The organism is Bradyrhizobium sacchari (assembly GCF_002068095.1).
Lineage (GTDB): Bacteria > Pseudomonadota > Alphaproteobacteria > Rhizobiales > Xanthobacteraceae > Bradyrhizobium > Bradyrhizobium sacchari.
The window spans coordinates 722,138-743,843 of the sequence record NZ_LWIG01000007.1 but is presented as its reverse complement, the minus strand read 5'-3'; the positions used below and the strand labels follow the sequence as shown (position 1 = coordinate 743,843).

At 64.4% G+C, this 21,706-nt stretch carries 24 protein-coding genes and 1 pseudogene; 11 read left to right on the top strand and 14 right to left on the bottom strand.

Features of this window, described 5'->3' with window-relative positions; translation table 11 throughout:
• Positions 1-20 precede the first annotated feature (20 nt).
• The 11 genes and pseudogenes from A5906_RS09975 to A5906_RS09935 all read right to left on the bottom strand — a co-directional run bounded on the left by A5906_RS09975 (position 21) and on the right by A5906_RS09935 (position 8,952).
• Entirely contained in the window at positions 21-995 is a 975-nt protein-coding gene (locus A5906_RS09975) for a type II secretion system F family protein (RefSeq protein ID WP_080135011.1), read from the bottom strand.
• 9 nt (positions 996-1,004) lie between these two features.
• Positions 1,005-1,982: a type II secretion system F family protein gene (locus A5906_RS09970; protein ID WP_080135252.1), complete on the bottom strand. Its 978-nt coding sequence runs from the start codon at positions 1,980-1,982 to the stop codon at positions 1,005-1,007.
• Positions 1,983-1,998: 16 nt separating this feature from the next.
• Positions 1,999-3,468: a TadA family conjugal transfer-associated ATPase gene (locus A5906_RS09965; RefSeq protein WP_080135010.1), complete on the bottom strand. Its 1,470-nt coding sequence runs from the start codon at positions 3,466-3,468 to the stop codon at positions 1,999-2,001.
• A gap of 21 nt (positions 3,469-3,489) precedes the next feature.
• A complete protein-coding gene (locus A5906_RS09960) occupies positions 3,490-4,758 on the bottom strand; it encodes a CpaE/TadZ family protein (RefSeq protein WP_080135009.1) in 1,269 nt (422 codons plus the stop codon).
• Positions 4,755-5,489, bottom strand: coding sequence for a CpaD family pilus assembly protein (locus A5906_RS09955; protein ID WP_080135008.1), 735 nt, complete (start codon positions 5,487-5,489; stop codon positions 4,755-4,757). Before A5906_RS09955 ends, A5906_RS09960 begins: the two co-directional genes overlap by 4 nt.
• Before the next feature lie 20 nt (positions 5,490-5,509).
• Positions 5,510-5,874: pseudogene (locus tag A5906_RS44175) on the bottom strand (secretin); the annotation flags it as partial.
• Position 5,875: 1 nt separating this feature from the next.
• Positions 5,876-6,983 (bottom strand): type II and III secretion system protein family protein (locus tag A5906_RS09950; protein WP_245326674.1); only part of this gene is annotated, 1,108 nt, incomplete at its 3' end.
• Positions 6,984-6,994: 11 nt separating this feature from the next.
• The gene (gene cpaB, locus A5906_RS09945; RefSeq protein ID WP_080135251.1) at positions 6,995-7,795 is read right to left on the bottom strand and encodes a Flp pilus assembly protein CpaB; all 801 of its coding nucleotides are present in this window, start codon (positions 7,793-7,795) and stop codon (positions 6,995-6,997) included.
• Between the two features lie 127 nt (positions 7,796-7,922).
• The gene (locus A5906_RS09940) at positions 7,923-8,447 is read right to left on the bottom strand and encodes an A24 family peptidase (RefSeq protein ID WP_080135007.1); all 525 of its coding nucleotides are present in this window, start codon (positions 8,445-8,447) and stop codon (positions 7,923-7,925) included.
• A 123-nt stretch (positions 8,448-8,570) separates the two neighbouring features.
• Entirely contained in the window at positions 8,571-8,717 is a 147-nt protein-coding gene (locus A5906_RS42950) for a hypothetical protein (protein ID WP_186465151.1), read from the bottom strand.
• Positions 8,718-8,787: 70 nt separating this feature from the next.
• Positions 8,788-8,952, bottom strand: a complete 165-nt coding sequence (locus tag A5906_RS09935; protein ID WP_018646598.1) for a Flp family type IVb pilin — start codon at positions 8,950-8,952, stop codon at positions 8,788-8,790.
• A gap of 269 nt (positions 8,953-9,221) precedes the next feature.
• Here A5906_RS09935 and A5906_RS09930 point away from each other — a divergent pair, with 269 nt between their 5' ends.
• The 3 genes from A5906_RS09930 to A5906_RS09920 all read left to right on the top strand — a co-directional run bounded on the left by A5906_RS09930 (position 9,222) and on the right by A5906_RS09920 (position 11,597).
• Positions 9,222-10,049: a sterol desaturase family protein gene (locus A5906_RS09930; RefSeq protein WP_080135006.1), complete on the top strand. Its 828-nt coding sequence runs from the start codon at positions 9,222-9,224 to the stop codon at positions 10,047-10,049.
• A gap of 155 nt (positions 10,050-10,204) precedes the next feature.
• Positions 10,205-10,693 (top strand): pilus assembly protein N-terminal domain-containing protein, encoded by a 489-nt coding sequence (locus tag A5906_RS09925; protein WP_080135005.1) that lies wholly within the window; start codon positions 10,205-10,207, stop codon positions 10,691-10,693.
• 406 nt (positions 10,694-11,099) lie between these two features.
• Positions 11,100-11,597 (top strand): TadE/TadG family type IV pilus assembly protein, encoded by a 498-nt coding sequence (locus A5906_RS09920; RefSeq protein ID WP_080135004.1) that lies wholly within the window; start codon positions 11,100-11,102, stop codon positions 11,595-11,597.
• On the opposite strand, the gene A5906_RS09915 is transcribed toward A5906_RS09920, so the two are convergent.
• The 3 genes from A5906_RS09915 to A5906_RS09905 form a co-directional block, all read right to left on the bottom strand.
• On the bottom strand, positions 11,534-11,743 hold the full coding sequence (locus tag A5906_RS09915) for a cold-shock protein (RefSeq protein ID WP_080135003.1): 210 nt from the start codon (positions 11,741-11,743) through the stop codon (positions 11,534-11,536). The genes A5906_RS09920 and A5906_RS09915 overlap by 64 nt on opposite strands.
• A 276-nt stretch (positions 11,744-12,019) precedes the next feature.
• Positions 12,020-12,310 carry a translation initiation factor IF-1 gene (gene infA, locus A5906_RS09910; protein WP_009027364.1) on the bottom strand — a complete coding sequence of 97 codons (291 nt, stop codon included), beginning with the start codon at positions 12,308-12,310 and terminating at the stop codon, positions 12,020-12,022.
• Positions 12,311-12,334: 24 nt separating this feature from the next.
• Complete coding sequence (locus A5906_RS09905; RefSeq protein WP_080135002.1) at positions 12,335-13,930, bottom strand: DEAD/DEAH box helicase; 1,596 nt, start codon at positions 13,928-13,930, stop codon at positions 12,335-12,337.
• Positions 13,931-14,409: 479 nt separating this feature from the next.
• On the opposite strand from A5906_RS09905, the gene urtA reads away from it, so the two are divergent.
• The 8 genes from urtA (at position 14,410) to A5906_RS09865 (ending at position 21,692) form a co-directional block, all read left to right on the top strand.
• Complete coding sequence (gene urtA / locus A5906_RS09900; RefSeq protein WP_080135001.1) at positions 14,410-15,738, top strand: urea ABC transporter substrate-binding protein; 1,329 nt, start codon at positions 14,410-14,412, stop codon at positions 15,736-15,738.
• Positions 15,739-15,822: 84 nt separating this feature from the next.
• Positions 15,823-17,430 carry an urea ABC transporter permease subunit UrtB gene (gene urtB, locus A5906_RS09895; RefSeq protein WP_080135000.1) on the top strand — a complete coding sequence of 536 codons (1,608 nt, stop codon included), beginning with the start codon at positions 15,823-15,825 and terminating at the stop codon, positions 17,428-17,430.
• Positions 17,427-18,593 carry an urea ABC transporter permease subunit UrtC gene (gene urtC, locus A5906_RS09890; RefSeq protein ID WP_080134999.1) on the top strand — a complete coding sequence of 389 codons (1,167 nt, stop codon included), beginning with the start codon at positions 17,427-17,429 and terminating at the stop codon, positions 18,591-18,593. The genes urtB and urtC overlap by 4 nt, the downstream gene beginning before the upstream one ends.
• Positions 18,594-18,599: 6 nt before the next feature.
• Positions 18,600-19,361, top strand: coding sequence for an urea ABC transporter ATP-binding protein UrtD (urtD, locus tag A5906_RS09885; RefSeq protein ID WP_080134998.1), 762 nt, complete (start codon positions 18,600-18,602; stop codon positions 19,359-19,361).
• Positions 19,362-19,364: 3 nt separating this feature from the next.
• Entirely contained in the window at positions 19,365-20,060 is a 696-nt protein-coding gene (urtE, locus tag A5906_RS09880) for an urea ABC transporter ATP-binding subunit UrtE (protein WP_080134997.1), read from the top strand.
• Between the two features lie 36 nt (positions 20,061-20,096).
• On the top strand, positions 20,097-20,927 hold the full coding sequence (locus A5906_RS09875) for an urease accessory protein UreD (protein WP_080134996.1): 831 nt from the start codon (positions 20,097-20,099) through the stop codon (positions 20,925-20,927).
• A gap of 40 nt (positions 20,928-20,967) precedes the next feature.
• A complete protein-coding gene (locus tag A5906_RS09870) occupies positions 20,968-21,270 on the top strand; it encodes an urease subunit gamma (protein ID WP_007605424.1) in 303 nt (100 codons plus the stop codon).
• A gap of 116 nt (positions 21,271-21,386) precedes the next feature.
• Positions 21,387-21,692 carry an urease subunit beta gene (locus tag A5906_RS09865; RefSeq protein WP_080134995.1) on the top strand — a complete coding sequence of 102 codons (306 nt, stop codon included), beginning with the start codon at positions 21,387-21,389 and terminating at the stop codon, positions 21,690-21,692.
• Positions 21,693-21,706: the final 14 nt, after the last annotated feature.

The following is a 21,706-nucleotide window of genomic DNA, read 5'->3' as shown; positions in this document are numbered from 1 at the left end:
CGCGCGGTCCGCCTTTTGCGTTACTGCAGCTCGGAGATCTTGATGCCGGTCGGCCCGAGAATGACGACGAACAGCACCGGCAGGAAGAACAGGATCATCGGCACCGTCAGCTTCGGCGGCAGCGCGGCGGCTTTCTTCTCCGCCTCGTTCATGCGCATGTCGCGGTTCTCCTGCGCCATGACGCGCAGGGAGTGGCCGAGCGGAGTGCCGTAACGTTCCGCCTGCTGGAGCGCGAGACACACCGATTTGACGCCCTCGAGCCCGGTGCGCCGTGCCAGGTTCTCGTAGGCCACCTTGCGGTCCTGCAAATAGGACAGCTCGGCGGTGGTCAGCGTGAACTCCTCCGACAGCGCGATCGACTGGCCCACGATCTCGGTGGCAACCTTGCGAAATGCCAGTTCGACCGACATGCCGGATTCGATGCAGATCAGCAGCAGGTCGAGCGCATCGGGAAAGGCGCGCCTGATCGAGAGCTGCCGCTTGGAGATCGCGTTCTTGAGGAACAGCATCGGCGCCTGGAGGCCGGCATAGGCGGCGCCGATGCAGATACCGATCTTGACCGGCAGCGGCTTGTCCATGTGCGCGATCAGGAACACGTACAGCAGCGCGCCCATGAACAGCACGATCGGAGCGACCATGCGCGCGAACAGGAAGGTGATGTAGGGCGCCTGCCCGCGGTAGCCGGCCATGACGAGCTTGTCGCGGGCGGCTTCCTGCGCGAGCCATTTGGTGAGATTGAAGTCCTCGACGACCTTGGAGACAATCTGCTTCGGCGTCTGGCGCAGCGAGACCTTCTCGTTCTTGTTGAGGCGGTCGCGCTCGCGCTGCCGGATACGTTCGCGTTCGCTGGCCACCGCTTTCATGCGCTTGGAGAGGCCTTCGCCGGCGAACAGCGGCATCACCAGCGTATAGACGGTGGCGCTGGCGGCGATGGCCGCCAGCAGCATGGTCATGAACCGGACGTCATGCAGTTTCGAAACGAGAAATTCGACCATACGCCACCGTCAGAAATCGAAATTGATCATCTTCTTCATCACCATGATGCCGATCGACATCCAGATGACGCAGCCGACCAGCATGAGCTGGCCGGTAGGATGGGTCCACAGCAGCGAGATGTAGTGCGGCGTCGTGAGATAAACGAGGAACATCACGATCGGCGGCAGCGAGCCGATGATGCCGGCCGAGGCCTTGGCTTCCATCGACATTGCCTGGATCTTTTCCTTCATCTTCTTGCGGTCACGCAGCACCTTGGAGAGGTTGCCGAGCGCTTCGGACAGATTGCCGCCCGACTTCTGCTGGATCGAGATGACGATCCCGAAGAAATTGGCTTCCGGCAGCGGCATGCGGTCGTAGAGGCGCGAGCAGGCTTCGCCGAGCGGCATGCCGATCGCCTGCGTCTCGATGATCGCCAGGAATTCGCTGCGCAGCGGCTCGGGCGAATCGGCGGCGACGACCTTGATCGATTCGAACAGTGGCAGGCCCGCCTTGATGCCGCGGACGATCACGTCGACCGCATCGGGCAGCGCCTTCAGGAACTTGTCTTCGCGGCGCTTCTTCAGGAAGCCGAGCGCCCAGCGCGGCAGGCCGAAGCCGCCGGCAAAGGCAAGGCCGCTGGCGCCGAGCAGGCCGCCGCCGGCGAACATGGCGGCCGCGAACAGCGCGCCCGCCACGACGGCGGACACGATCCAGAATTTCTGCGGTGTCCAGTCCAGCCCCGCCTGCGACAGGCGGATGCTGAGCGGAACGCTCTTCTCCAGCTGACGCCGAGCCTCGAGATCCTTCAGCGAGCTCTCGACCTGCTCGCGGCGCGTTCGCTGGCTCTTCTCGGTCTGCTTGGTCGCGGGCGCATCGGCGCGCGCGATCGAGGCGCGGCGGTTTTCCGCCTTCCGTTCGCCTGACAGCAACGGATAGAGGAAGACCCAGGCGATGCCGCCGACGGCGGCGGTGGCGAGGAAGGCGAGGGCGAGGATCTGCATGTTCATGGCGTCGCTGACCCGCTCATTGCGTCGGCGCCACTTCCGCAGCGTCCAGCGCGGCGGCAAGGCGCTTTTCGTCGCCGTAATAACGGGCGCGTTCCCAGAATTTCGGACGGCCGATGCCGGTCGAGCGGTGCCGGCCGATGATCTTGCCGTTGGCGTCCTCGCCGATCAGATCGTAGACGAAGATGTCCTGGGTGATGATGGTGTCGCCTTCCATGCCCATCACCTCGGTGATGTGGGTGATGCGGCGCGAGCCGTCGCGCAGGCGTGCCGCCTGGACGATGACGTCGATTGAGGCGCAGATCATCTCGCGGATAGTTCGCGATGGAAGGGAAAAGCCGCCCATCGTGATCATGGATTCGCAGCGTGAGAGCGCCTCCCGCGGATTGTTGGCGTGCAGCGTTCCCATCGAGCCGTCGTGGCCGGTGTTCATGGCCTGCAGCAGGTCGAACGCCTCGGGTCCGCGGACTTCGCCGACGATGATCCGTTCAGGACGCATACGCAGGCAGTTGCGCACCAGCTCGCGCATGGTGACCTGGCCCTCGCCCTCGATGTTGGGCGGGCGCGTCTCGAGCCGCACCACATGGGGCTGCTGGAGCTGGAGCTCGGCGGCGTCCTCGCAGGTGATGACTCGCTCGTCGTGCTCAATGTAGTTGGTGAGGCAGTTGAGCAGCGTGGTCTTGCCCGAACCGGTGCCGCCGGAGATCAGCACGTTGCAGCGGACGCGGCCGATGATCTGGAGGATCTCGGCGCCCTCCGGCGAGATCGCGCCGAACTTGACGAGCTGATCCAGCGTCAGCTTGTCCTTCTTGAATTTGCGGATGGTGAGCGCCGGGCCGTCGATCGACAGCGGCGGCACGATGGCATTGACGCGGGAGCCGTCGGCGAGACGTGCGTCGCAGATCGGCGAGGATTCATCGACACGCCGGCCGACCTGGCTGACGATGCGCTGGCAGATGTTGAGGAGCTGCTGGTTGTCCCGGAAGCGGATACCGGTGCGCTGGATCTTGCCGGCGACCTCGATGTAGACGGTGTTGGCGCCGTTGACCATGATGTCCGCGATGTCGTCGCGCGACAGCAGCGGCTCCAGCGGACCGTAGCCGAGCACGTCGTTGCAGATGTCGTCGAGCAGCTCCTCCTGCTCGGCGATCGACATCACGATGTTCTTGATCGCGATGATCTCGTTGACGATGTCGCGGATTTCCTCGCGGGCCGATTCCGAATCGAGCTTGGCGAGCTGGGCGAGGTCGATCGCCTCGATCAGCGCGCCGAAGATGGTCGCCTTGACCTCGTAATAATTATCCGAGCGCCGGCTCTCCATGGGGGGCGGCGGCGGGGCTTTCATCGGAGCGAGCGGCGGCGAAGCGACGGCCGGCGGGGGCGGCGCGCGCGACACCGTCGGCGCCGGAGCCGGGGCAGGCTCTGGCGACACGGCGCCGGGCTTGGGGGCCCGAAGGTCGGTGTCTGTTCCGCTACGCTTACCGAACACTTAACGACTCCATGCGGCGGCTTATTTTCCCCGCAACTTCTCAATCAGGGGTGAAAGCAAGGACGACTTTTGTTTCTTCGTCTCGCTGCGGCCGGTCAGGCGCTGGGCGATCTGGAGGAACATCTCGATCGATTTGTGGTTGGCGGAGATCTCCGCAATCATCTGCCCGTTGTTGGCTGCCGAGCCGAAGATCTGCGGCTCGAACGGGATCGAGACGACCGGCTGGCTTTCGATCGCCTTGGCGAACTCGGTCGCAGCGATTTCGGGCCGCTTGGGGATGCCGACCTGGTTCAGGCAGTAGAGCGGCGGCCGGTCGTTCGGGCGCGAGGCCTTCAACAGATCGAACAGGTTCTTGGTGTTGCGCAGATTGGCAAGGTCCGGCGCCGCCACGATCAGGATGTCGTCCGCGCCGATCAGGGCGCGTTTGGTCCAGCCCGACCATTGATGCGGGACGTCGAGCACGATGCACGGCATGGTGGCGCGCAGCGTGTCGAACACGGCATCGAAGGCGTCAGTGCCGAAATCATAGACCCGGTCGAGCGTGGCGGGCGCCGCCAGCAGGCTGAGATGGTCGGTACATTTCGATAGCAGGCGGTCGATGAAGGCGGTGTCGACGCGATCGGGCGAGAACACTGCGTCGGCAATGCCCTGCGGCGGGTCCTGATTGTAGTCGAGCCCGGCGGTGCCGAAGGCGAGATCGAGATCGGCGACCACCGCGTCCATCGCGAGATCGCGCGCGATCGCCCAGGCGACGTTGTGGGAGATGGTGGACGCGCCGACGCCGCCCTTGGCGCCGACCACCGCAATGATGCGGCCGACCGCCTTGGCTTCCGGTGCGGAGAACAGATTGCAGATCGAGCGCACGACGTCGATGGGGCCCACCGGCGCGAGCACGTAGTCGCTGACACCGCGACGCACGAGCTCGCGATAGAGCGTGACGTCGTTGATGCGGCCGATCACAACCACGCGGGTGCCGGCGTCGCAGACGGTGGCGAGCTGGTCGAGCCCGCCCAGCAGGTCATTGCGGCCGTCGCTCTCGAGCACGATCACGTTCGGCGTGGGGGCCGAGCGGTAGGCTTCGATCGCGGCCGCCATGCCGCCCATCTGGATCTTGAGGTGAGCCTTGCCGAGGCGGCGGTCCTCGCCGGCCGACTGCACCGCGGCAGCGGTCTCCACAGTCTCGCAGAAAGCCTGGACCGAAACGCGGGGCGCCGGCGCAATATGCTCCTCGACGGGCGGGAGCGATGCTTCCGGCTGCTCTTCTTGGGACTGGCGAGCGTAGCTGATCATTTGCCGGTGTCGCTGAGTTTGGCCTTTTCGGCCTCAGGATAGATAACCGCGGTCGGGGTCCCCTTGCGATATTTCTCGAACACGGCGGTGCGCCGCGTCGTGTAGGACGGCGTCTCGGAACGCGGCTGTTCGAGGTCCGCCGGATTGTCGACCATGGCGGCCATGTTGCGCTGATAGGCGCAGCCGTAATTGTAATAGTCCTTGTTCTCGAACCAGCTCTTGTTCTTCATCGAGGGGCCGATGTCCTCCGGCCACAGGCCGCAGGGGCCCGCGATCGCGGCGATCCTGGAATAGGTCAGCCGGATCGGCGGCAGGAAGCGCTTGTCTTCCGGCTGGTAGGGCCGGGTGATGATGCCGAGCGGGGGAACGCCCGCAGCCGCCAGCATCGCCTGGATCTCACGCATCGACTCCGCTGCCGGGCGCGCATTCGGCGTGCCCGACGGCACGTCGATGTGGATGGCCCCGGTGCCCTCGTGCAGCCAGGTCGACGCCAGGCCCATCACGTCGGCGCGCTGAGCGGCAGTCAACCCGCCGCGGGCATGGCCCACGAAGACGACGATCGAGCGGTTCTGTTCCTCGATCGCGATCGGATGACGCTGCTTGTAGTCGTCGGGAATGGAGGCAGTCCTTATTTCGTCGTGCTGGCAGCCGCCGAGCGCAAGCGCGATACCGACGAGCGCGCCACCGAAGCCGATGGCGCGTTTGCGAAGCTGGGGTGGTCTTGTGATCATCTCGAAGTCCCCGTTCCGCCTCAGTCGGTGATGAAGCCGTAGGTGCCACGGTAGTTACGGGCCGGTTCGGTCCGGCCAGGCACGCCATAGATGCGGTTGATGTTGCCGATCAGCTCGGCCTGCGGATCCGCGGGCGCGGCGAAGCCGTCATCCGGCCGTGACAGGTCCTTCGGCGACGTTGCGCGAACGACATAAGGCGTCACGATCACGACCAGCTCGGTCGCGTTGTTGACGAAGTCGCGGCTGCGGAACAGCGTGCCGAGGAGCGGAAGCTGCATCAGGCCCGGCAGTCCGCTGACCGCCTGCTTGGTCTGCTGCTGGATCAGGCCGGCCATCGCCATGGCGCCGCCGGAGGGAATTTCCAGCGAGGTCTCGGCGCGGCGGGNGGGTCCGGATCGAGGGTACGGTCAGCGAGTTCACCGACGTCGACGTCACCGCCTGTGACAGCGTGATCGAATTTTCGTTCGAAAGCTCCGAGACCTCGGTCATCACGCGCAGGCTGATCTTGCCCTCGGTCAGAACGACGGGGGTGAAGTTGAGCGAGATGCCAAACTTCTTGAAGCTGATCTGGGTGGTACAGACATGCGTCGTGGGATCGCACGCATAGCCTGCCGGCACCGGGAATTCGCCGCCGGCGATGAAGGTCGCCGATTCGCCGGAGATCGCGGTCAGGTTCGGCTCCGCCAGCGTCCGGATCACGCCCGCGGTCTCCATCGCGCGCAGGGTGGCCTGCACCGACGTGCCGAACTTCGTTGTCAGATTGTTGCCGTCCACGAGATTGCGGCCCAGGGCCGTGAACGGGTTCGAGTTGGTGAAGTTCACCACCGCGGTGCCATAGTTCAGGTTCGCGGACAGGTCGATGCCGAGCTGCTTGACGATGCTGCGCTGGACCTCGGCCACCGTCACCTTCAGCATGACCTGGTCGCGGCCGCGAACCACGATCGAGTTCACCACCTTGTCGGCGCCGCCGGCGAGGCGCGCGGCGAGTTCGTTGGCCTGCTGCGCCTCCATCGGACTCGCCACGGTGCCGGTCAGCACGACACCGTCGCCGAGCCCGTCGACCTGGATGTCGGAATTGGGCAGCACCTGCTTCAACGCGGCGCGCACGCCGTTGAGGTCGCGCTTGACCGCGATGTCGTAGGCCGCGATCTGCTGGCCGGCGGAATCGAAGAACACGATGTTGGTCTGGCCGACCGAGGCACCGATGATGTAGGCGCGCTGCGCCGAGCGCACCACCGCGTTGGCGATCTTGGGGTCGGCGACAAGCACGTCCTTGATGTCGCGCGGCAGGTCGATCACGATGGACTTGCCGACGCCGAGCGAAAGGAAGCGCGCGTTCATCTGGCCGTCGGCGGCCGCCGGCGCCACGGGGCGGTAGTCGGCGGCGACCGCGGGGGTCAGCACCGGGTTGAGCGCCAGCGCGAGAGAGGCCGAAAACGACAGGGCGCGGACCATGGAGGTTCGCATCGTCGCCAAATCTGCCCTGCATTTCATATCGACTGCCCTCATCGTACCTTTGCCGTCGCGGTCGGGACGCCATAGCGAATGATCGAAACGCCATCGCGCTTCTGCGCGGAATCATCGAGCGTGATCTCGCTCATCTTGACGTCGACGATGCTGCGCAGCGCCAGCGACAGCGTGCCGCTCTGGCGGGCGGCGGACAGCGTCGCCGTCTGTGCGGGATTGAGCTCGAGGGTGACGGTCTTGCCGACCACCGCGTTCTGGCCGTCCTTCTCCTTCGGCGCCTGGTCGATCGCCAGTACGCGGATGTTGGCCAGGATGATCTCGGAGGTGATGAGATCGGGAGCGCCGCTGCTCTGATCCGGGTTCTTGAGGCGACGGGTCAGGAGCACGTCGACGCGATCGTTGGGCAGGATGAAGCCTCCAGCGCCAGTCTCGGGCGAGATCTCGGTCGAGATCGCGCGCATGCCAGTGGGCAGGATCGCGGCCATGAAGCCGGAGCCCTCCGGCTTCACCAGCTTCTGGTCGCGGATTGGCTCACCCTGGATGAAGGGGGCGCGAGCGATCGAGCCCGTCACCTGGGTCGCGCCGTCGGGACGCTCGTTGCGGCGGATGAAGGTGGCGCTGGCGGTCGCGGCCGGCCAGGTCTGCCATTGCACGTCTTCGGGCTTGACGGTCTGGCCGAGGCCGATGTCGTTCTTGGCCACCAGCACGTCGACGGTCGGAAGCTGCGCGACCGGAGCCGCGGGAGGCGGCGCAGAATTGTCCGAGCCGCTCGCCAGGTACGCGGCGGCACCGCCGGCGCAGATGGCGACCGTCAGGACGACAATGCGTGCCCTATTCATACGCTTCACTTTCCAACAAGACGCCGCGACGCTGCCGCCGCCGTAATCGGCAGTTGACCAGCTATTCGTCAAAGCATGGTTAATGAGGCGTATCTAAATCGCCTTAACGCCGGGTTAGCCGGGGCGTTCAGCGCAGTGCGAGGTGAGCGAGGTCGATCGCCTTCACCCATTCGGTCTCCGGGTAGACCATCAGCGCGCTCAGCGCGAGCGCGATGCCGTAGGGAATGCCGCTCTCCTTGGCGTGCAGTCGTGCAAGCCAGGCCTGGCCCGCGAGGCCGTAGGGTAGCGGCCATTGCCGGAGCTGGAGCAGGAGCAGCGTCAGCGCTCCGCCGAACAGCGAGGCGTAGAGCAGGAAGTTCATCAGGTGCGTGAAACCGAACCAGAGCGCGACGGAGGCTGCGACCTTGGCGTCGCCGCCGCCGACCCAGCCCATCGCGAAGCAGGTAAAGGCCACGGCCAGCAGAAGCGCGCCGGCGCCGACGTGTGTCAGCATCTCGTAAGGTGCCATGCCACCGGCGAGGGCGAGCACGAAGAAGCCTGCGACAAGCGCCAGCGACACGCGGTTCGAGATCGTCATCGTGAAGAGATCGCTCGCCGCGGCGAATGCCATCAGGGCCGGGAAGAGCGTGAGGCGCGCAAGGTCGAGGATCATGGGCTGCGTCTTGAGGCCTGGGTTTGCCGCGGAATCTCGCGTCGCGCGATGTTAGCTGGCAGTGCTAAACAAACCGACAACGGCGGCAGCGGCCTGGATGGGCGTCGCCCGCCAAAGGCGCGCTCACCAAAGGCTGGCGATGCGGGTGGCGAGTGCGATCGTTGCCAGCAGCAGTGCAAGACACACCCAATAGGCTGGCGAGCCGGTGGCTGTCGCCTGCGCTTCGCTCGCCGCAACCGCGGCATCGGTTCTGTACTTTCGCAACGCCACTGGAACTCGCCGTACTCAGAAAAACAAAGGCCCCGGAGGTCCGGGGCTTTTGCCGTCGTGTGTCGGTCGCTTACTTCAGCGAGGAGCTGATCGAGCCGAACTTGGTGTTCAGCGTGCTGCCGAGGTTGTTGACGACGGTGATGATGGCCAGCGCGATGCCGGCGGCGATCAGGCCGTATTCGATGGCGGTGGCGCCGGATTCATCCTTGGCGAAACGCGCAATCAAGTTCTTCATGAACAAACTCCATCTGGGGTTGGATCGCCTCGTTCGGCGCTGTCGTTGACGCGATGACCATGAGAGCCGAGCTCTTTCGGTAGAGTTAATTCGATCGCGCAAACCCGGTCCCCGCGCGATGCTTTTGCCCAGAGTGAATTTCACCTTAAGGCACTGGTCGAAAATCGCCCTGGTTCCGGATGCGCTGCAGCTGCGCCGCCGGCTTCACCCTCCCTTAAATTTCGCGGAGTAGGCGTAGAAGTGTCCAGCAATTCGGAAGAGAGGCGACGATGTCGAGCCTGCCTATGCAAGTCGTCTTCATGCTCGGCGAAACCATTGCGAAGGTGGTCCCCGTCACTTTCGTGCTCGCGCTGGTCTTCACGGTGCTCGAACATTTCTGGGCCTGCAATCCCGGTCTGCCGTGGTGGCGCAAGCGGGAGATCGTCACCGATATCTGCTACTGGTTTTTCGTCCCCGTATTTGCCCGCACCATGCGGATCGGGCTCCTGATCGTCGGGGCGAGCGTCTTCTTCAACATCCACGACGCCGACGATCTCATCGCCTTTTACGACAACGGCCACGGCCCGCTGGCGCAATTGCCGCTCTGGGTGCAGGCCGTGCTGTTCCTGGTGCTGTCGGACTTCATGCTGTACTGGCTGCACCGGCTGTTTCATGGCGGCGGGTTCTGGAAGTACCACGCGATCCATCACTCCTCCGAGGAGATCAGCTGGATTTCGGCGGCCCGCTTCCATCCGGTCAACCTCGTGCTCGGCACCATCGGCGTCGACGTCGTGCTGCTGATGGCCGGCATCTCCCCGAACGTCATGATCTGGGTCTCCCCGTTCACGACCTTCCATTCGGCCTTCGTGCACGCCAACCTGAACTGGACCTTCGGGCCGTTCAAATATGTGCTGGCGACGCCGGTATTCCACCGCTGGCACCACACTCCGCTCGAGGATGGCGGCGACACCAATTTCGCTGGGACGTTCCCGATCTGGGACGTGCTGTTCGGCACCTTCCGGATGCCGGAGGGGAAGCTGCCGCAGGATTACGGTAAGGACGAAGCGACCATGCCGAAGGAGATCGCGGGCCAGCTCGCCTATCCGTTCCGCCGCTAGCATCCCTGAGAGCGGCAAGATCGCCAGGCCGTTCAAACAATAGTCGGCGAATTTGCGGAACGTTCACGAATTGAGGGCAGGTTAGCGCGGTCGGGCACCGGCTCCGCTGTTATGTGATCGCTTCTGCCGGTTTGTGACGTCCCGGGGGTAAGAGTATGCGTAAAGAATTGCTGCGCCGCCATGCGCGCGTCTGTCTTCTGGTTGCGGCCGCGGTGCTGGCATCGCCTTCTGCCGGTCTCGCCGAACCAACCGCCGACACCATTGCGGTCAATGTCGATCAGGCCAAGCTGGTCCGGCTGCCCGGCAAGGTGGCGACCATCGTGGTCGGCAATCCCCTGATCGCCGATGTCACGCTCCAGCCCGGCGGCATGATCGTCGTGACCGGAAAAGGCTACGGCGCCACCAATTTCATCGCGTTGGACCGGGCCGGCGAAATCCTGGTCGACCGCCAGATCCAGGTCGAAGGTCCGAGCGACCGGCTCGTCACCGTCTATCGCGGGGTTGAGCGCGAGTCCTACAGCTGCCTGCCGATCTGCCAGCGCCGCGTGACGCTTGGCGACAGCGACAATTACTTCAACACCACGATGGGCCAGGCGGGCTCGCTGAGCAGCAATGCGATCGGCGGTGCGGCCAAGACTAACTAACGAGACGAACTAACAAGACCGGCTGGCGGGAGTCCGGGCGGGATCGTGCGATCCGGCCCCGACGGCGACGCGCGGCACGCCTCTCCGTCCGCTGTTTTCTGTGTGCCTCGGGGCGTGCCCGATTAACGGTTCGTTAACGGCGCGCTTCGCCGGCCGCGGCCGGCCTGCAACGCCTAAACAATCAGTTTTAGCTATTTCATTGAGCGCGGACGATCGCTGCGGCTGGGGAAATTCGACGCGATCACCGGGCTGGGCTTCAACATCTCCAATCTCTCCGGCAGCAAGCGGTTGCTGTGGCCACGGCCGCGTTCAAGAACGAGCCCTACTAGGGCGTGATCCGGAAAAGTGCCTAGCGGCTTTCCAAAGAGATCATGCTCAAACAACAGGACATCGGATCGGCGGAACGATGCAGGCGATTGCGAAAATCCGGCGGGCGATGCGTCTTTCCGCGTACGAAATCCTTGCCGATGGCAGCGGTCTTGCGGCCACCGAATTCGCGGTGGTCGTGCCGCTGATGCTGGTGATGTTCTTCGGCACGGTGGAGTTCTCGTCGGCGGTGGCGATCGATCGCAAGGTGACGCTGGTGGCGCGGACGCTGTCGGACCTCACCTCGCAGTCGACTTCGCTCGGCGATGCCGACATCACCAACTTCTTCGCCGCCTCGACCGGCATCATGACGCCCTATGCCACCACGCCGGTCTTGGCGACGATCACCGAGCTCTATGTCGATCCCTCGCGCACCGCGCCCTCCAACACGAAAAAAGGCCGTGCGTTGCGCACGACCTTTTCTGTTGCTTTCACCTGCTCGTTCGAGCTGATCCGGACCGAAGGTCCGTCGGCTCAGGCGGAGCGAAGGTTGTCGGCGGCCGACTTGCCGGACCGGCGATCCGCCACGATCTCGTAGGAGATCTTCTGGCCTTCGCGCAGCGTGCCGAGGCCGGCGCGCTCGACGGCGCTGATGTGCACGAACACGTCCTTGCCGCCATCGTCGGGCTGAATGAAGCCGAAGCCCTTGGTCGCGTTAAACCACTTCACGGTTCCCATGCTCACGGGGTAGTTCCCTCTCAGATAAACAATGTAAGAGCCCGCTCGCGCGGACAGGTTAGATCGAATTTCTGGAAGGGTCGTCAGCGTGTCTGAACCGGCTGTACCGGTGGATGCCAATGTCGTCCGGCCGAAAATCGATTAAGTCATTTTATTGGAAATGGGCCTTCAAAACAATCGTGACGCGCACGATTTTTTGATCCGCCGCGACGGGGCGCGGCAGATCAGCATACAGGCCAGAATTTTACTTCCGCGCTTGCGCGCGGATCGACGCTTCGACGCTTAACGGCGGCGGAACTGGCCACCGCGCTGCGGCCCACCGCGCGGCGGTCCGCCGGGCGTTGAGGGACGCTCGTCCTTGTGGCGGAAAATCAGCCGGCCCTTCTCGAGGTCATAGGGCGACATCTCCACGGTCACGCGGTCGCCCGCGAGCGTCTTGATGCGGTTCTTCTTCATCTTGCCGGCGGTGTAGGCGACGATCTCGTGTCCGGCGTCGAGCTGCACGCGGTAGCGGGCGTCGGGGAGGATTTCGGTGACCAGTCCTTCGAACTGGATCAGCTCTTCCTTAGCCATGTGGTTGTCTCCAGTCGTGGACTGTTAGTTCGAATGAGGATTGCGGTTCGGTCGGCCGTTGGGACGACTCTCGCGACGCAAAAAGGCAACGCCTTGTATTCCATCAGGCTTGCCGGCGCTATGCGCGGGACGCTGTTCCGACCGATCGGCTGGTGAGGAACTCATCTTACCACCGGAACCGCGGCGACGGCGAGACCCCTTGGAGGCTTTGTGGCCTTCACCGGGCCTGCCATCAACAGGTCTGCCCTCGCCATGACGTCCTTCATGGCGCCCTTCGCCGGGCCGCCCGTCGCCGTGCCTGCCGGCGCTGTGGTGGCGTCCGTCGGCATGCCGGTCGTCACGCCGTCCGTCACCATGCCGTGCGCCCTGCGGACGCTGGCCTGGGCGGCCGCCCGGCCGGCCCTGCCGCTGCTGCTGCGGGGGTGGACCCGCATCGCGGCGACCAGCGTCGGTGCGGAGATCTTCGCGCGGCAGCGCCACCTTGATCAGCCGCTCGATGTCGCGGAGATAGGCCAGCTCCTCACCGCCCGCGACCAGCGAGATCGCGGTGCCGTCGGCGCCGGCGCGCGCAGTGCGGCCGATGCGGTGCACATAGGTCTCCGGCACGTTGGGCAGGTCGAAATTGATCACGTGGCTGATGCCGTCGACGTCGATGCCGCGGGCGGCGATGTCGGTGGCGACCAGGGTGCGGATCTCGCCCGTGCGGAACTGGGCGAGGGTGCGCTCGCGGTGATTCTGCGACTTGTTGCCGTGGATCGCGTTGGCGGCGATGCCGGCCTTGGCCAGCGTCTTCACCACCTTGTCGGCACCGTGCTTGGTGCGGGTGAAGACCAGCGCACGGTTGATCTGCTCATCCTGCAGGAGCTTGGTCAGGAAGGCGGGCTTGGCCGAGAAGTCGACCTGGAGGATGCGCTGGTTGATCCGTTCGGCGGTCGAGGAGACCGGGGTCACCGCGACGCGGGCGGGATCGCGCAGCATGGAATCGGCGAGCTCGGCGATGTCCTTCGGCATGGTAGCTGAGAAGAACAGCGTCTGCCGCTTGATCGGCAGCTTGGCGACGATTTTGCGGATGTCGTTGATGAAGCCCATGTCGAGCATGCGGTCGGCCTCGTCGAGCACGAGAAATTCGACGCTTCCGAGCTTCAGCCCGTTGCTCTGCACGAGGTCGAGCAGGCGGCCGGGGGTGGCGACCAGCACATCGACGCCCTGCATCAGCGCGCGAACCTGGCGGCCCATCGGCACGCCGCCGATAGCGAGCGTCGAGGACAGGCGGATGTGGCGGCCATAGGCGTTGAAGCTGTCCAGGATCTGGCCGGACAGCTCGCGCGTCGGCGACAGCACCAGGACGCGGGCGGTCTTGGGCTGCGGCTTGATGCGATTCTCGAGCAGGCGGTGCAGGATCGGCAGCGCGAAGGACGCGGTCTTGCCGGTGCCCGTCTGGGCAATGCCGACGACGTCGCGGCCGGTCAGCGCCAGCGGGATGGTCTGGGCCTGGATCGGGGTCGGGGTGACGTAGTTCTCTTCACGAAGAGCGCGCGCGATGGGTTCGGCGAGGCCGAAGTCCTGAAACGAAGTCAAAAGATGGGTTCTTTCCATGTCAAAAGCGGGCGCCCGGCGCATTCGGCGCGGCGCGCGCAAAAGGGTGTCGAGAAGACACCTGCGTGTTTGGGGTGTCGGATGGCTTGGGAGATATGGGGCAAGCCAGAGGCCCGGAGGGGCTTAAGAACACGCGGCTCGCAACGACCCCTTGATTCGCAAGAGGTCTCGAACACTCATATGGAACATTGAGGGGGCGCTTTCAAGGCAAGGACGCCCCGAACGGCGGTTGCGGTGCAGAAATAGTTATGCCGGAAATTTAGACAGAAGTGCATTTCTGCTCAAAAAATGAACTGTCTGCCGCATTAGCATACATTTTATTCGCCCAAATTTTAGGCGAAGAGGACGTCGCGAAACTCTGATTTGCAGCGAATTATCGAATGAAATCAGGTGCTTGTTGGGTGCCTGGCCCATGGCATGGTTCTTGCGATTCCGTTAATCGCAGGCGGCCGTGGGGCCGTTTCGCAGCGTTTTTCACGTCTGCGTCAGGGAGATGATACCAAATGCTTACCAAATCAACTCACGATATAGCGGCGTCATTTAGCCGCCGCGGCGTGCTCGCCGCGACCGCCGGACTGATGCTCGGTCTGGCTTCATTGACTGGCGCGAAGGCCGCTGACGACACCATCAAGGTCGGTGTGCTTCACTCTCTCTCCGGCACCATGGCCATCAGCGAGACCACGCTGAAGGACACCATCCTCTTCCTGATCGACGAGCAGAACAAGAAGGGCGGCGTGCTCGGCAAGAAGCTCGAGGCCGTCGTCGTCGATCCCGCCTCCAACTGGCCGCTGTTCGCCGAAAAGGCGCGCGAGCTGATCACCAAGGACAAGGTCTCGGTCGTGTTCGGCTGCTGGACCTCGGTGTCGCGCAAGTCGGTGCTACCGGTGTTCAAGGAGCTCAACAACATCCTGTTCTACCCCGTCCAGTACGAGGGCGAGGAGTCCGAGCGGAACGTGTTCTACACGGGCGCTGCGCCGAACCAGCAGGCCATCCCCGCCGTCGATTACCTGATGAAGGAAGAGAAGGTGAAGCGCTGGGTGCTCGCGGGCACCGACTACGTCTATCCGCGCACCACCAACAAGATCCTGGAAGCCTATCTGAAGTCGAAGGGTGTCGCCCAGGAAGACATCATGATCAACTACACGCCGTTCGGTCACTCCGACTGGCAGACGATCGTGGCCGACATCAAGAAGTTCGGCTCGGCCGGCAAGAAGACCGCGGTGGTCTCGACCATCAACGGCGACGCCAACGTTCCCTTCTACAAGGAGCTCGGCAACCAGGGCATCAAGGCCAAGGACATCCCGGTGGTCGCGTTCTCGGTGGGTGAGGAAGAGCTCGCCGGCATCGACACCAAGCCGCTGGTCGGCCATCTCGCCGCCTGGAACTACTTCGAGTCGATCAAGACCAAGGACGGATCGAACGAGAAGTTCATCAAGGACTGGCAGACCTACACCAAGAATCCGAAGCGCGTGACCAACGATCCGATGGAAGCGCACGTGATCGGCTTCAACATGTGGGTGAAGGCAGTCGAGAAGGTGAAGTCGACCGATCCGGACAAGGTGATCGATGCGCTTCCCGGCATCGAGGCGCCGAACCTGACCGGCGGCGTGTCGAAGATGCTGCCGAACCACCACATCACCAAGCCGGTGTTCATCGGCGAGATCAAGGGCAACGGCCAGTTCGATGTGGTCTGGAAGACCCCGGGCCTCGTCGCGGGCGACGCCTGGTCGAAGGAGCTCGACGGCTCGAAGGACCTGATCGGTGACTGGGTCGGCAAGAAGTGCGGCAACTTCAACACCAAGACCAACAAGTGCCTCGGCTCGGGCTCCTGATCCGGGTCTGACGCTCCATTGCACGATCGGGGAAGGCGGCGATCCCGCCGCCTTCCCTACCCATTTCTGCCGGGGTCATTCACAGTGCCAGCCAAATTGCCCGCCCGTCTCTGTTCGCTCCTGCTCTCGTTGCTTCTGATTGCGTTCGCACTGCCGGCCTTGGCGGGTCCGTTCGAGGATGCGGTCGCCAAATTCGCCAACGACGATTTCTCCGACACCGAGGAAGCCGTCGGCGCGATCGCGAGCAGCGGCAATAAGCTGGCTTTTCCGATCATCAGCGCGCTCCAGGACGGCCGGTTGATGGCCGATCCTGACAGCAAGAAGGTTTACGTCACCGGCACCGACGGCAAGTCGATCGATGCCGCGACCGGCGAGGCGGTGGACAGCGTTCCCGACAGTGCGAGCGCGGTCCGCCTCAACAACCGCCTGCGCCGCAGCGTCGATGCCGCGCTCGGCAGCCTGACGCTGCAGTCTCCGGATGTCGGAACGCGCCTGCAGGCCGCGCAGTCCGTCTTCAAGTCGCATGAGGAAGGCGCGCTCGAGGCGGTCGATGCCGCTCTCGCCAAGGAAACCAACAAATCCGTCAAGGCCGCGCTTGGCGAAGCCCGTGCGGCGATCCTGCTGTTCAAGTCCGATGCCACCGAGGTCGAGAAGCTGGAGGCCGTCGCCATCCTCAAGACGCGCGGCGACCAGGAGGCGATGGCACTGCTCACCGGCATGGGCGACCAGCCGGCCTCCGTGACCAAGGCTGCGGCAAGCGCAATCAGCTCGATCCAGTCTTCGCTCGCAGTCTGGTCTACGGTGCAGAACGCCTGGTACGGCCTGTCGCTCGGATCGGTGCTGCTGCTTGCCGCGATCGGGCTCGCCATCACCTTCGGCGTGATGGGCGTCATCAACATGGCCCATGGCGAGATGGTGATGATCGGGGCCTACACCACCTTCGTGGTGCAGGAGGTGATCCGCACCCGCTATCCCGGCCTGTTCGACTATTCGCTGCTGATCGCCGTGCCGCTCGCTTTCCTCGTTGCCGGTGCCATCGGCGTGTTGATCGAGCGCAGCATCATTCGCTTCCTCTACGGCCGCCCGCTGGAGACGCTGCTGGCGACCTGGGGCCTGTCGCTGGTGCTGCAGCAGGCGGTGCGCACCATGTTCGGCCCGACCAATCGCGAGGTCGGCAATCCCTCCTGGATGAGCGGCGCGTTCGAACTCGGCCAGATCACCATCACCTATAACCGGCTCTGGATCCTCAGCTTCACGCTGGCAGTGTTCGCGATCCTGCTTGCCATGCTGCGCTACAGCGCGATCGGTCTGGAGATGCGCGCGGTGACGCAGAACCGCCGCATGGCGGCCTCGATGGGCATCGCCACCTCGCGCGTCGACGCGCTGACCTTCGGTCTCGGCTCGGGCATTGCCGGCATCGCCGGCGTGGCGCTGTCGCAGATCGACAATGTCAGCCCCAATCTCGGCCAGAGCTACATCATCGACAGTTTCATGGTCGTGGTGTTCGGTGGGGTCGGCAATCTCTGGGGCACGCTGGTCGGCGCCTTCACGCTCGGCATCGCCAACAAGTTCCTGGAGCCGGTCGCCGGCGCCGTGCTCGGCAAGATCGCCATCCTCGTTCTCATCATCCTGTTCATTCAAAAGCGCCCGCGCGGCCTGTTCGCGCTCAAGGGCCGTGCGGTGGAAGCATGACCCCTCACATGCTGACGCGATCGCTGGACCGCGGTGCGACGATCTTCCTGCTGGTTGTCGCTGCGCTCGGCGTGCTGATCCCGCTGTCCAACCTGCTGCTGCCCGCCGGCTCGTTCCTGCAGGTGCAGACCTATCTGGTCGCGCTCTGGGGCAAATATGTCTGCTACGCCATCCTGGCACTCGCGATCGACCTGATCTGGGGCTATTGCGGCATTCTCTCGCTCGGCCACGGCGCTTTCTTCGCGCTCGGCGGCTACGCGATGGGCATGTACCTGATGCGGCAGATCGGCACCCGCGGCGTCTACGGCAACCCGATCCTGCCCGATTTCATGGTGTTCCTGAACTGGCAGAAGCTGCCCTGGTACTGGTACGGCTTCGACATGTTCTGGTTCGCAGCGCTGATGGTGCTGTTCGTGCCCGGCCTGCTCGCTTTCTGCTTCGGCTGGCTCGCTTTCCGCTCCCGCGTCACCGGTGTGTATCTGTCGATCATCACGCAGGCGATGACCTACGCGCTGCTGCTGGCCTTCTTCCGTAACGATTTCGGCTTCGGCGGCAACAACGGCCTGACGGACTTCAAGGACATCTTGGGCTTCAACGTGCAGGCGGACGGCACCCGTGCCGCGCTGTTCGCGCTGAGCTGCCTGGCGCTGATCATCGGTTTCCTGATCTGCCGCGCCATCGTCTCCTCCAAACTCGGCAAGGTGCTGATCGCGGTGCGTGACGCGGAATCGCGCACGCGCTTCCTCGGTTACCGCGTCGAATCCTACAAGCTGTTCGTGTTCACGGTGTCGGCCTGCATGGCCGGCGTCGCCGGCGCGCTCTACGTGCCGCAGGTCGGCATCATCAATCCTAGCGAATTCGCGCCGGGCAATTCGATCGAGGCGGTGATCTGGGTCGCGGTCGGCGGCCGCGGCACGCTGGTCGGTGCCGCGCTCGGCGCCGTCGTCGTCAATTACGCCAAGACCTTCTTCACCTCGGGCGTGCTGGCGCCGTACTGGCTGTTCATGCTGGGCGCGTTGTTCATCCTGGTGACGCTGCTGCTGCCCAAGGGCATCGTCGGTACCTTCAATGCCTGGTGGGCCTCGTCGAATGAGAAGCGTGCAGCGGCTTCAGTGAGCGCCGCGGCCGAAGACGGCGTCACCGAACCCAAGATGGCGGAGTAAGCGGTCATGAACGTCATGGACACCCGCGCGACCTCCGCCATGCTTTACCTGGACGGCGTGCACGTCTCCTTCGACGGCTTCCACGCCATCAACAATCTGTCGCTGACGCTCGAGCCCGGCGAGATGCGCGCCATCATCGGCCCGAACGGCGCCGGCAAGACCACAATGATGGACATCATCACCGGCAAGACCAAGCCGGACGAGGGCACCGTGCTGTTCGACGGCGTCACGGATCTCACGCGCCTCGACGAGACCCGTATCGCCGAGCTCGGCATCGGCCGCAAATTCCAGAAGCCGACCGTGTTCGAGAGCCAGACCGTGCAGGACAATCTGCTGCTCGCGCTCAATGTCGACCACTCGGTCCGCGGCACGCTGTTCTGGCGCGGCAGCAGGGCGGAATCCGAGCGTATCGACAAGGTGCTGGAGACGATCCGTCTCACCGAGGCCCGCAACCGCCTCGCCGGCAGCCTCAGCCACGGCCAGAAGCAGTGGCTGGAGATCGGCATGCTGCTGGCGCAGGATCCGAAGCTGCTGCTGGTCGACGAGCCCGTCGCGGGCATGACCGACGTCGAGACGCATCTCACCGCCGAGCTGCTCAAGGAGATCAACAAGACCCACACCGTGATGGTCGTCGAGCACGACATGACGTTCGTGCGCGAGCTCGGCGTCAAGGTCACCTGCCTGCATGAGGGCACGGTGCTCGCGGAAGGGACCATCGACCAGGTCTCGTCCAACGAGCGGGTCATCGAAGTTTATCTGGGACGCTGAGCGATGCTTGAGGTCAAGGACATCAACCTGTTCTACGGCGCGGCGCAGGCGCTGCGCGGCGTCTCGATCTCGGCCGAGCCCGGCAAGGTGACCTGCGTGCTCGGGCGCAACGGCGTCGGCAAGACCTCGCTGCTGCGCGCCATGGTCGGGCAATATCCGATCTCCTCCGGCGCGATCGTGTTCGACGGCAACGACATCAGCGGCCTCAAGCCCTATGAGCGGGCGCGCAAGGGCATCGGCTTCGTGCCCCAGGGCCGCGAGATCTTCCCGTTGCTGACGGTCGAGGAGAACCTCAAGACCGGCTTCGGTCCGCTCAAGCGCGAGGACAAGCACATTCCGGACGACGTGTTCTCGCTGTTTCCGGTGCTGCAATCCATGCTCGGCCGGCGCGGCGGCGACCTCTCCGGCGGCCAGCAGCAGCAGCTCGCGATCGGCCGCGCGCTTGTGATGCGGCCAAAACTGCTCCTGCTCGACGAGCCGACCGAGGGCATCCAGCCCTCGATCATCAAGGACATCGGCCGTGCGATCTCGTACCTGCGCAATCTCGGCAACATCGCCATCGTGCTGGTCGAACAATATCTCGACTTTGCCTGCGAACTCGGCGACAGTTTCGCGGTGATGGATCGCGGCGCGGTGAAATTCACCTGCGACCGCTCCAATCTCGATCCGGCCGAAATCAGTCGCCAGATGGCGCTGTAAGCCGGAAAATCCTGCCGCGACCGGCTGGGGAGACGGATGCGCAGCGAACTGTCAGCGACGTCCACGATTTTCGAGGCCAACCGTGCTCGCGGTGCCGTCAGATTCGACGTGCATGCGCGCGACGGCGTGACGCGGCGTGGCGCCTTGCATGAATCCGGTTCGCTCCGTGTCCGCTTTCCCTCGCCGGAAGATCAGGGCATGTCCGGCGTGTTCGTCAACACCGCCGGCGGCGTTGCCGGCGGCGATCGCTTCGACATCGAGATATCGGCGGCGGATCGCGCGCGGCTGACGCTGACTACGGCGGCGGCGGAGAAGGTCTATCGCGCGCCGGGCCCGGCGGCGCAGCTCAACATCGCCCTGAAGGCCGGCGCGGACGCGCATTTGTCATGGCTTCCGCAGGAGACCATCCTGTTCGACCGCGCGCGGGTGCAGCGCCGCTTCGACATCGAGCTCGACGAGGCGGCCTCGCTCCTGCTCTGCGAGATCGTGGTGTTCGGCCGTACAGCCATGGGCGAGCGGATGGAGCAGGGCGAGTTCGTCGATCGCTGGCGGATGCGCCGCGGCGGGAAACTGGTGTTCGCAGAAACCGTCCGGCTCGATGGCAATATCGGCGCAAAGCTCGCGCGGTCGGCCGTGGCCAAGGGCGGCGCGGCGATCGGCACGGTCCTGATCGTGCCGGGTGACGAAGTCCTCCTCGAGCGCATCCGGGAGGCATCGGAGTCTTTCTCCGGTGAGGTCGGAATCTCGGCATGGAATGGCTTTGCAATGGCGCGGTTCTGTGCCCAAGATGCGGCGCGTTTGCGCGCCGACATGATGGCCGTGCTGGCGCGCACGGGTGCGGCTCTGCCGCGCCTCTGGCTGAACTGATGACTGGCTGAATTGACGTGTTGAACGGAAGAGATCTCGCATGAATCTGTCTCCCCGCGAAAAGGACAAGCTTCTGATCTCGATGGCGGCGATCGTGGCGCGCCGCAGGCTGGACCGCGGCGTCAAGCTGAACCATCCCGAGGCGATCGCGATCATCTCCGATTTCATCCTCGAGGGCGCGCGCGACGGCCGCACCGTCGCCGAGCTGATGCAATCGGGCGCGCAGGTCTTGACCCGCGACCAGGTGATGCCGGGAATTCCCGAGATGATCCACGACATCCAGGTCGAGGCGACCTTTCCCGACGGCACCAAGCTCGTCACCGTGCACGAGCCGATCAGGTAGTTTTGAATTCGTCATTCCGGAGCGCCCGAAAGGGCGAACCCGGAATCCAGAGATTGTTGATCGAGATTCCGGGTTCGACCCTTTGGGCCGACCCGGAATGACAGAGGAAGCGAAACATGATCCCCGGCGAACTCTTCATCCAGGACGGCGAGATCGAGCTCAATGCCGGCCGCAAGACCGTGACGCTGACGGTGGCCAACACCGGCGACCGCCCGATCCAGGTCGGCTCGCACTACCATTTCTTCGAGACCAACCCCGCGCTGAAATTCGACCGCAAGAAGTCCCGCGGCATGCGCCTCGACATCGCCGCCGGCACCGCCGTCCGCTTCGAGCCGGGCCAGACCCGCGACGTCCAGCTCGTCGCGATGGCGGGCAAGAAGACGATCTACGGCTTCCGCGGCGAGGTACAGGGCAAGCTGTGATTCGATGTGAGGTG

Excerpts from the sequence above, each read along its gene's own strand:
- A5906_RS09935 (WP_018646598.1), bottom strand. The coding sequence starts at position 8,952 with ATGAAGAACTTGATTGCGCGTTTCGCCAAGGATGAATCCGGCGCCACC.
- A5906_RS09930 (WP_080135006.1), top strand. The coding sequence starts at position 9,222 with ATGTCGAGCCTGCCTATGCAAGTCGTCTTCATGCTCGGCGAAACCATT.
- A5906_RS09875 (WP_080134996.1), top strand. The coding sequence starts at position 20,097 with ATGCGCAGCGAACTGTCAGCGACGTCCACGATTTTCGAGGCCAACCGT.
- urtC (WP_080134999.1), top strand. The coding sequence starts at position 17,427 with ATGACCCCTCACATGCTGACGCGATCGCTGGACCGCGGTGCGACGATC.
- A5906_RS09940 (WP_080135007.1), bottom strand. The coding sequence starts at position 8,447 with ATGATCCTCGACCTTGCGCGCCTCACGCTCTTCCCGGCCCTGATGGCA.
- infA (WP_009027364.1), bottom strand. The coding sequence starts at position 12,310 with ATGGCTAAGGAAGAGCTGATCCAGTTCGAAGGACTGGTCACCGAAATC.
- A5906_RS09960 (WP_080135009.1), bottom strand. The coding sequence starts at position 4,758 with ATGATCAGCTACGCTCGCCAGTCCCAAGAAGAGCAGCCGGAAGCATCG.
- A5906_RS09920 (WP_080135004.1), top strand. The coding sequence starts at position 11,100 with ATGCAGGCGATTGCGAAAATCCGGCGGGCGATGCGTCTTTCCGCGTAC.
- A5906_RS09905 (WP_080135002.1), bottom strand. The coding sequence starts at position 13,930 with ATGCGCCGGGCGCCCGCTTTTGACATGGAAAGAACCCATCTTTTGACT.
- urtA (WP_080135001.1), top strand. The coding sequence starts at position 14,410 with ATGCTTACCAAATCAACTCACGATATAGCGGCGTCATTTAGCCGCCGC.
- cpaB (WP_080135251.1), bottom strand. The coding sequence starts at position 7,795 with ATGAATAGGGCACGCATTGTCGTCCTGACGGTCGCCATCTGCGCCGGC.
- A5906_RS09865 (WP_080134995.1), top strand. The coding sequence starts at position 21,387 with ATGATCCCCGGCGAACTCTTCATCCAGGACGGCGAGATCGAGCTCAAT.
- A5906_RS09970 (WP_080135252.1), bottom strand. The coding sequence starts at position 1,982 with ATGAACATGCAGATCCTCGCCCTCGCCTTCCTCGCCACCGCCGCCGTC.
- A5906_RS09975 (WP_080135011.1), bottom strand. The coding sequence starts at position 995 with ATGGTCGAATTTCTCGTTTCGAAACTGCATGACGTCCGGTTCATGACC.
- A5906_RS09925 (WP_080135005.1), top strand. The coding sequence starts at position 10,205 with ATGCGTAAAGAATTGCTGCGCCGCCATGCGCGCGTCTGTCTTCTGGTT.
- urtD (WP_080134998.1), top strand. The coding sequence starts at position 18,600 with ATGAACGTCATGGACACCCGCGCGACCTCCGCCATGCTTTACCTGGAC.
- A5906_RS09955 (WP_080135008.1), bottom strand. The coding sequence starts at position 5,489 with ATGATCACAAGACCACCCCAGCTTCGCAAACGCGCCATCGGCTTCGGT.
- A5906_RS09870 (WP_007605424.1), top strand. The coding sequence starts at position 20,968 with ATGAATCTGTCTCCCCGCGAAAAGGACAAGCTTCTGATCTCGATGGCG.
- urtE (WP_080134997.1), top strand. The coding sequence starts at position 19,365 with ATGCTTGAGGTCAAGGACATCAACCTGTTCTACGGCGCGGCGCAGGCG.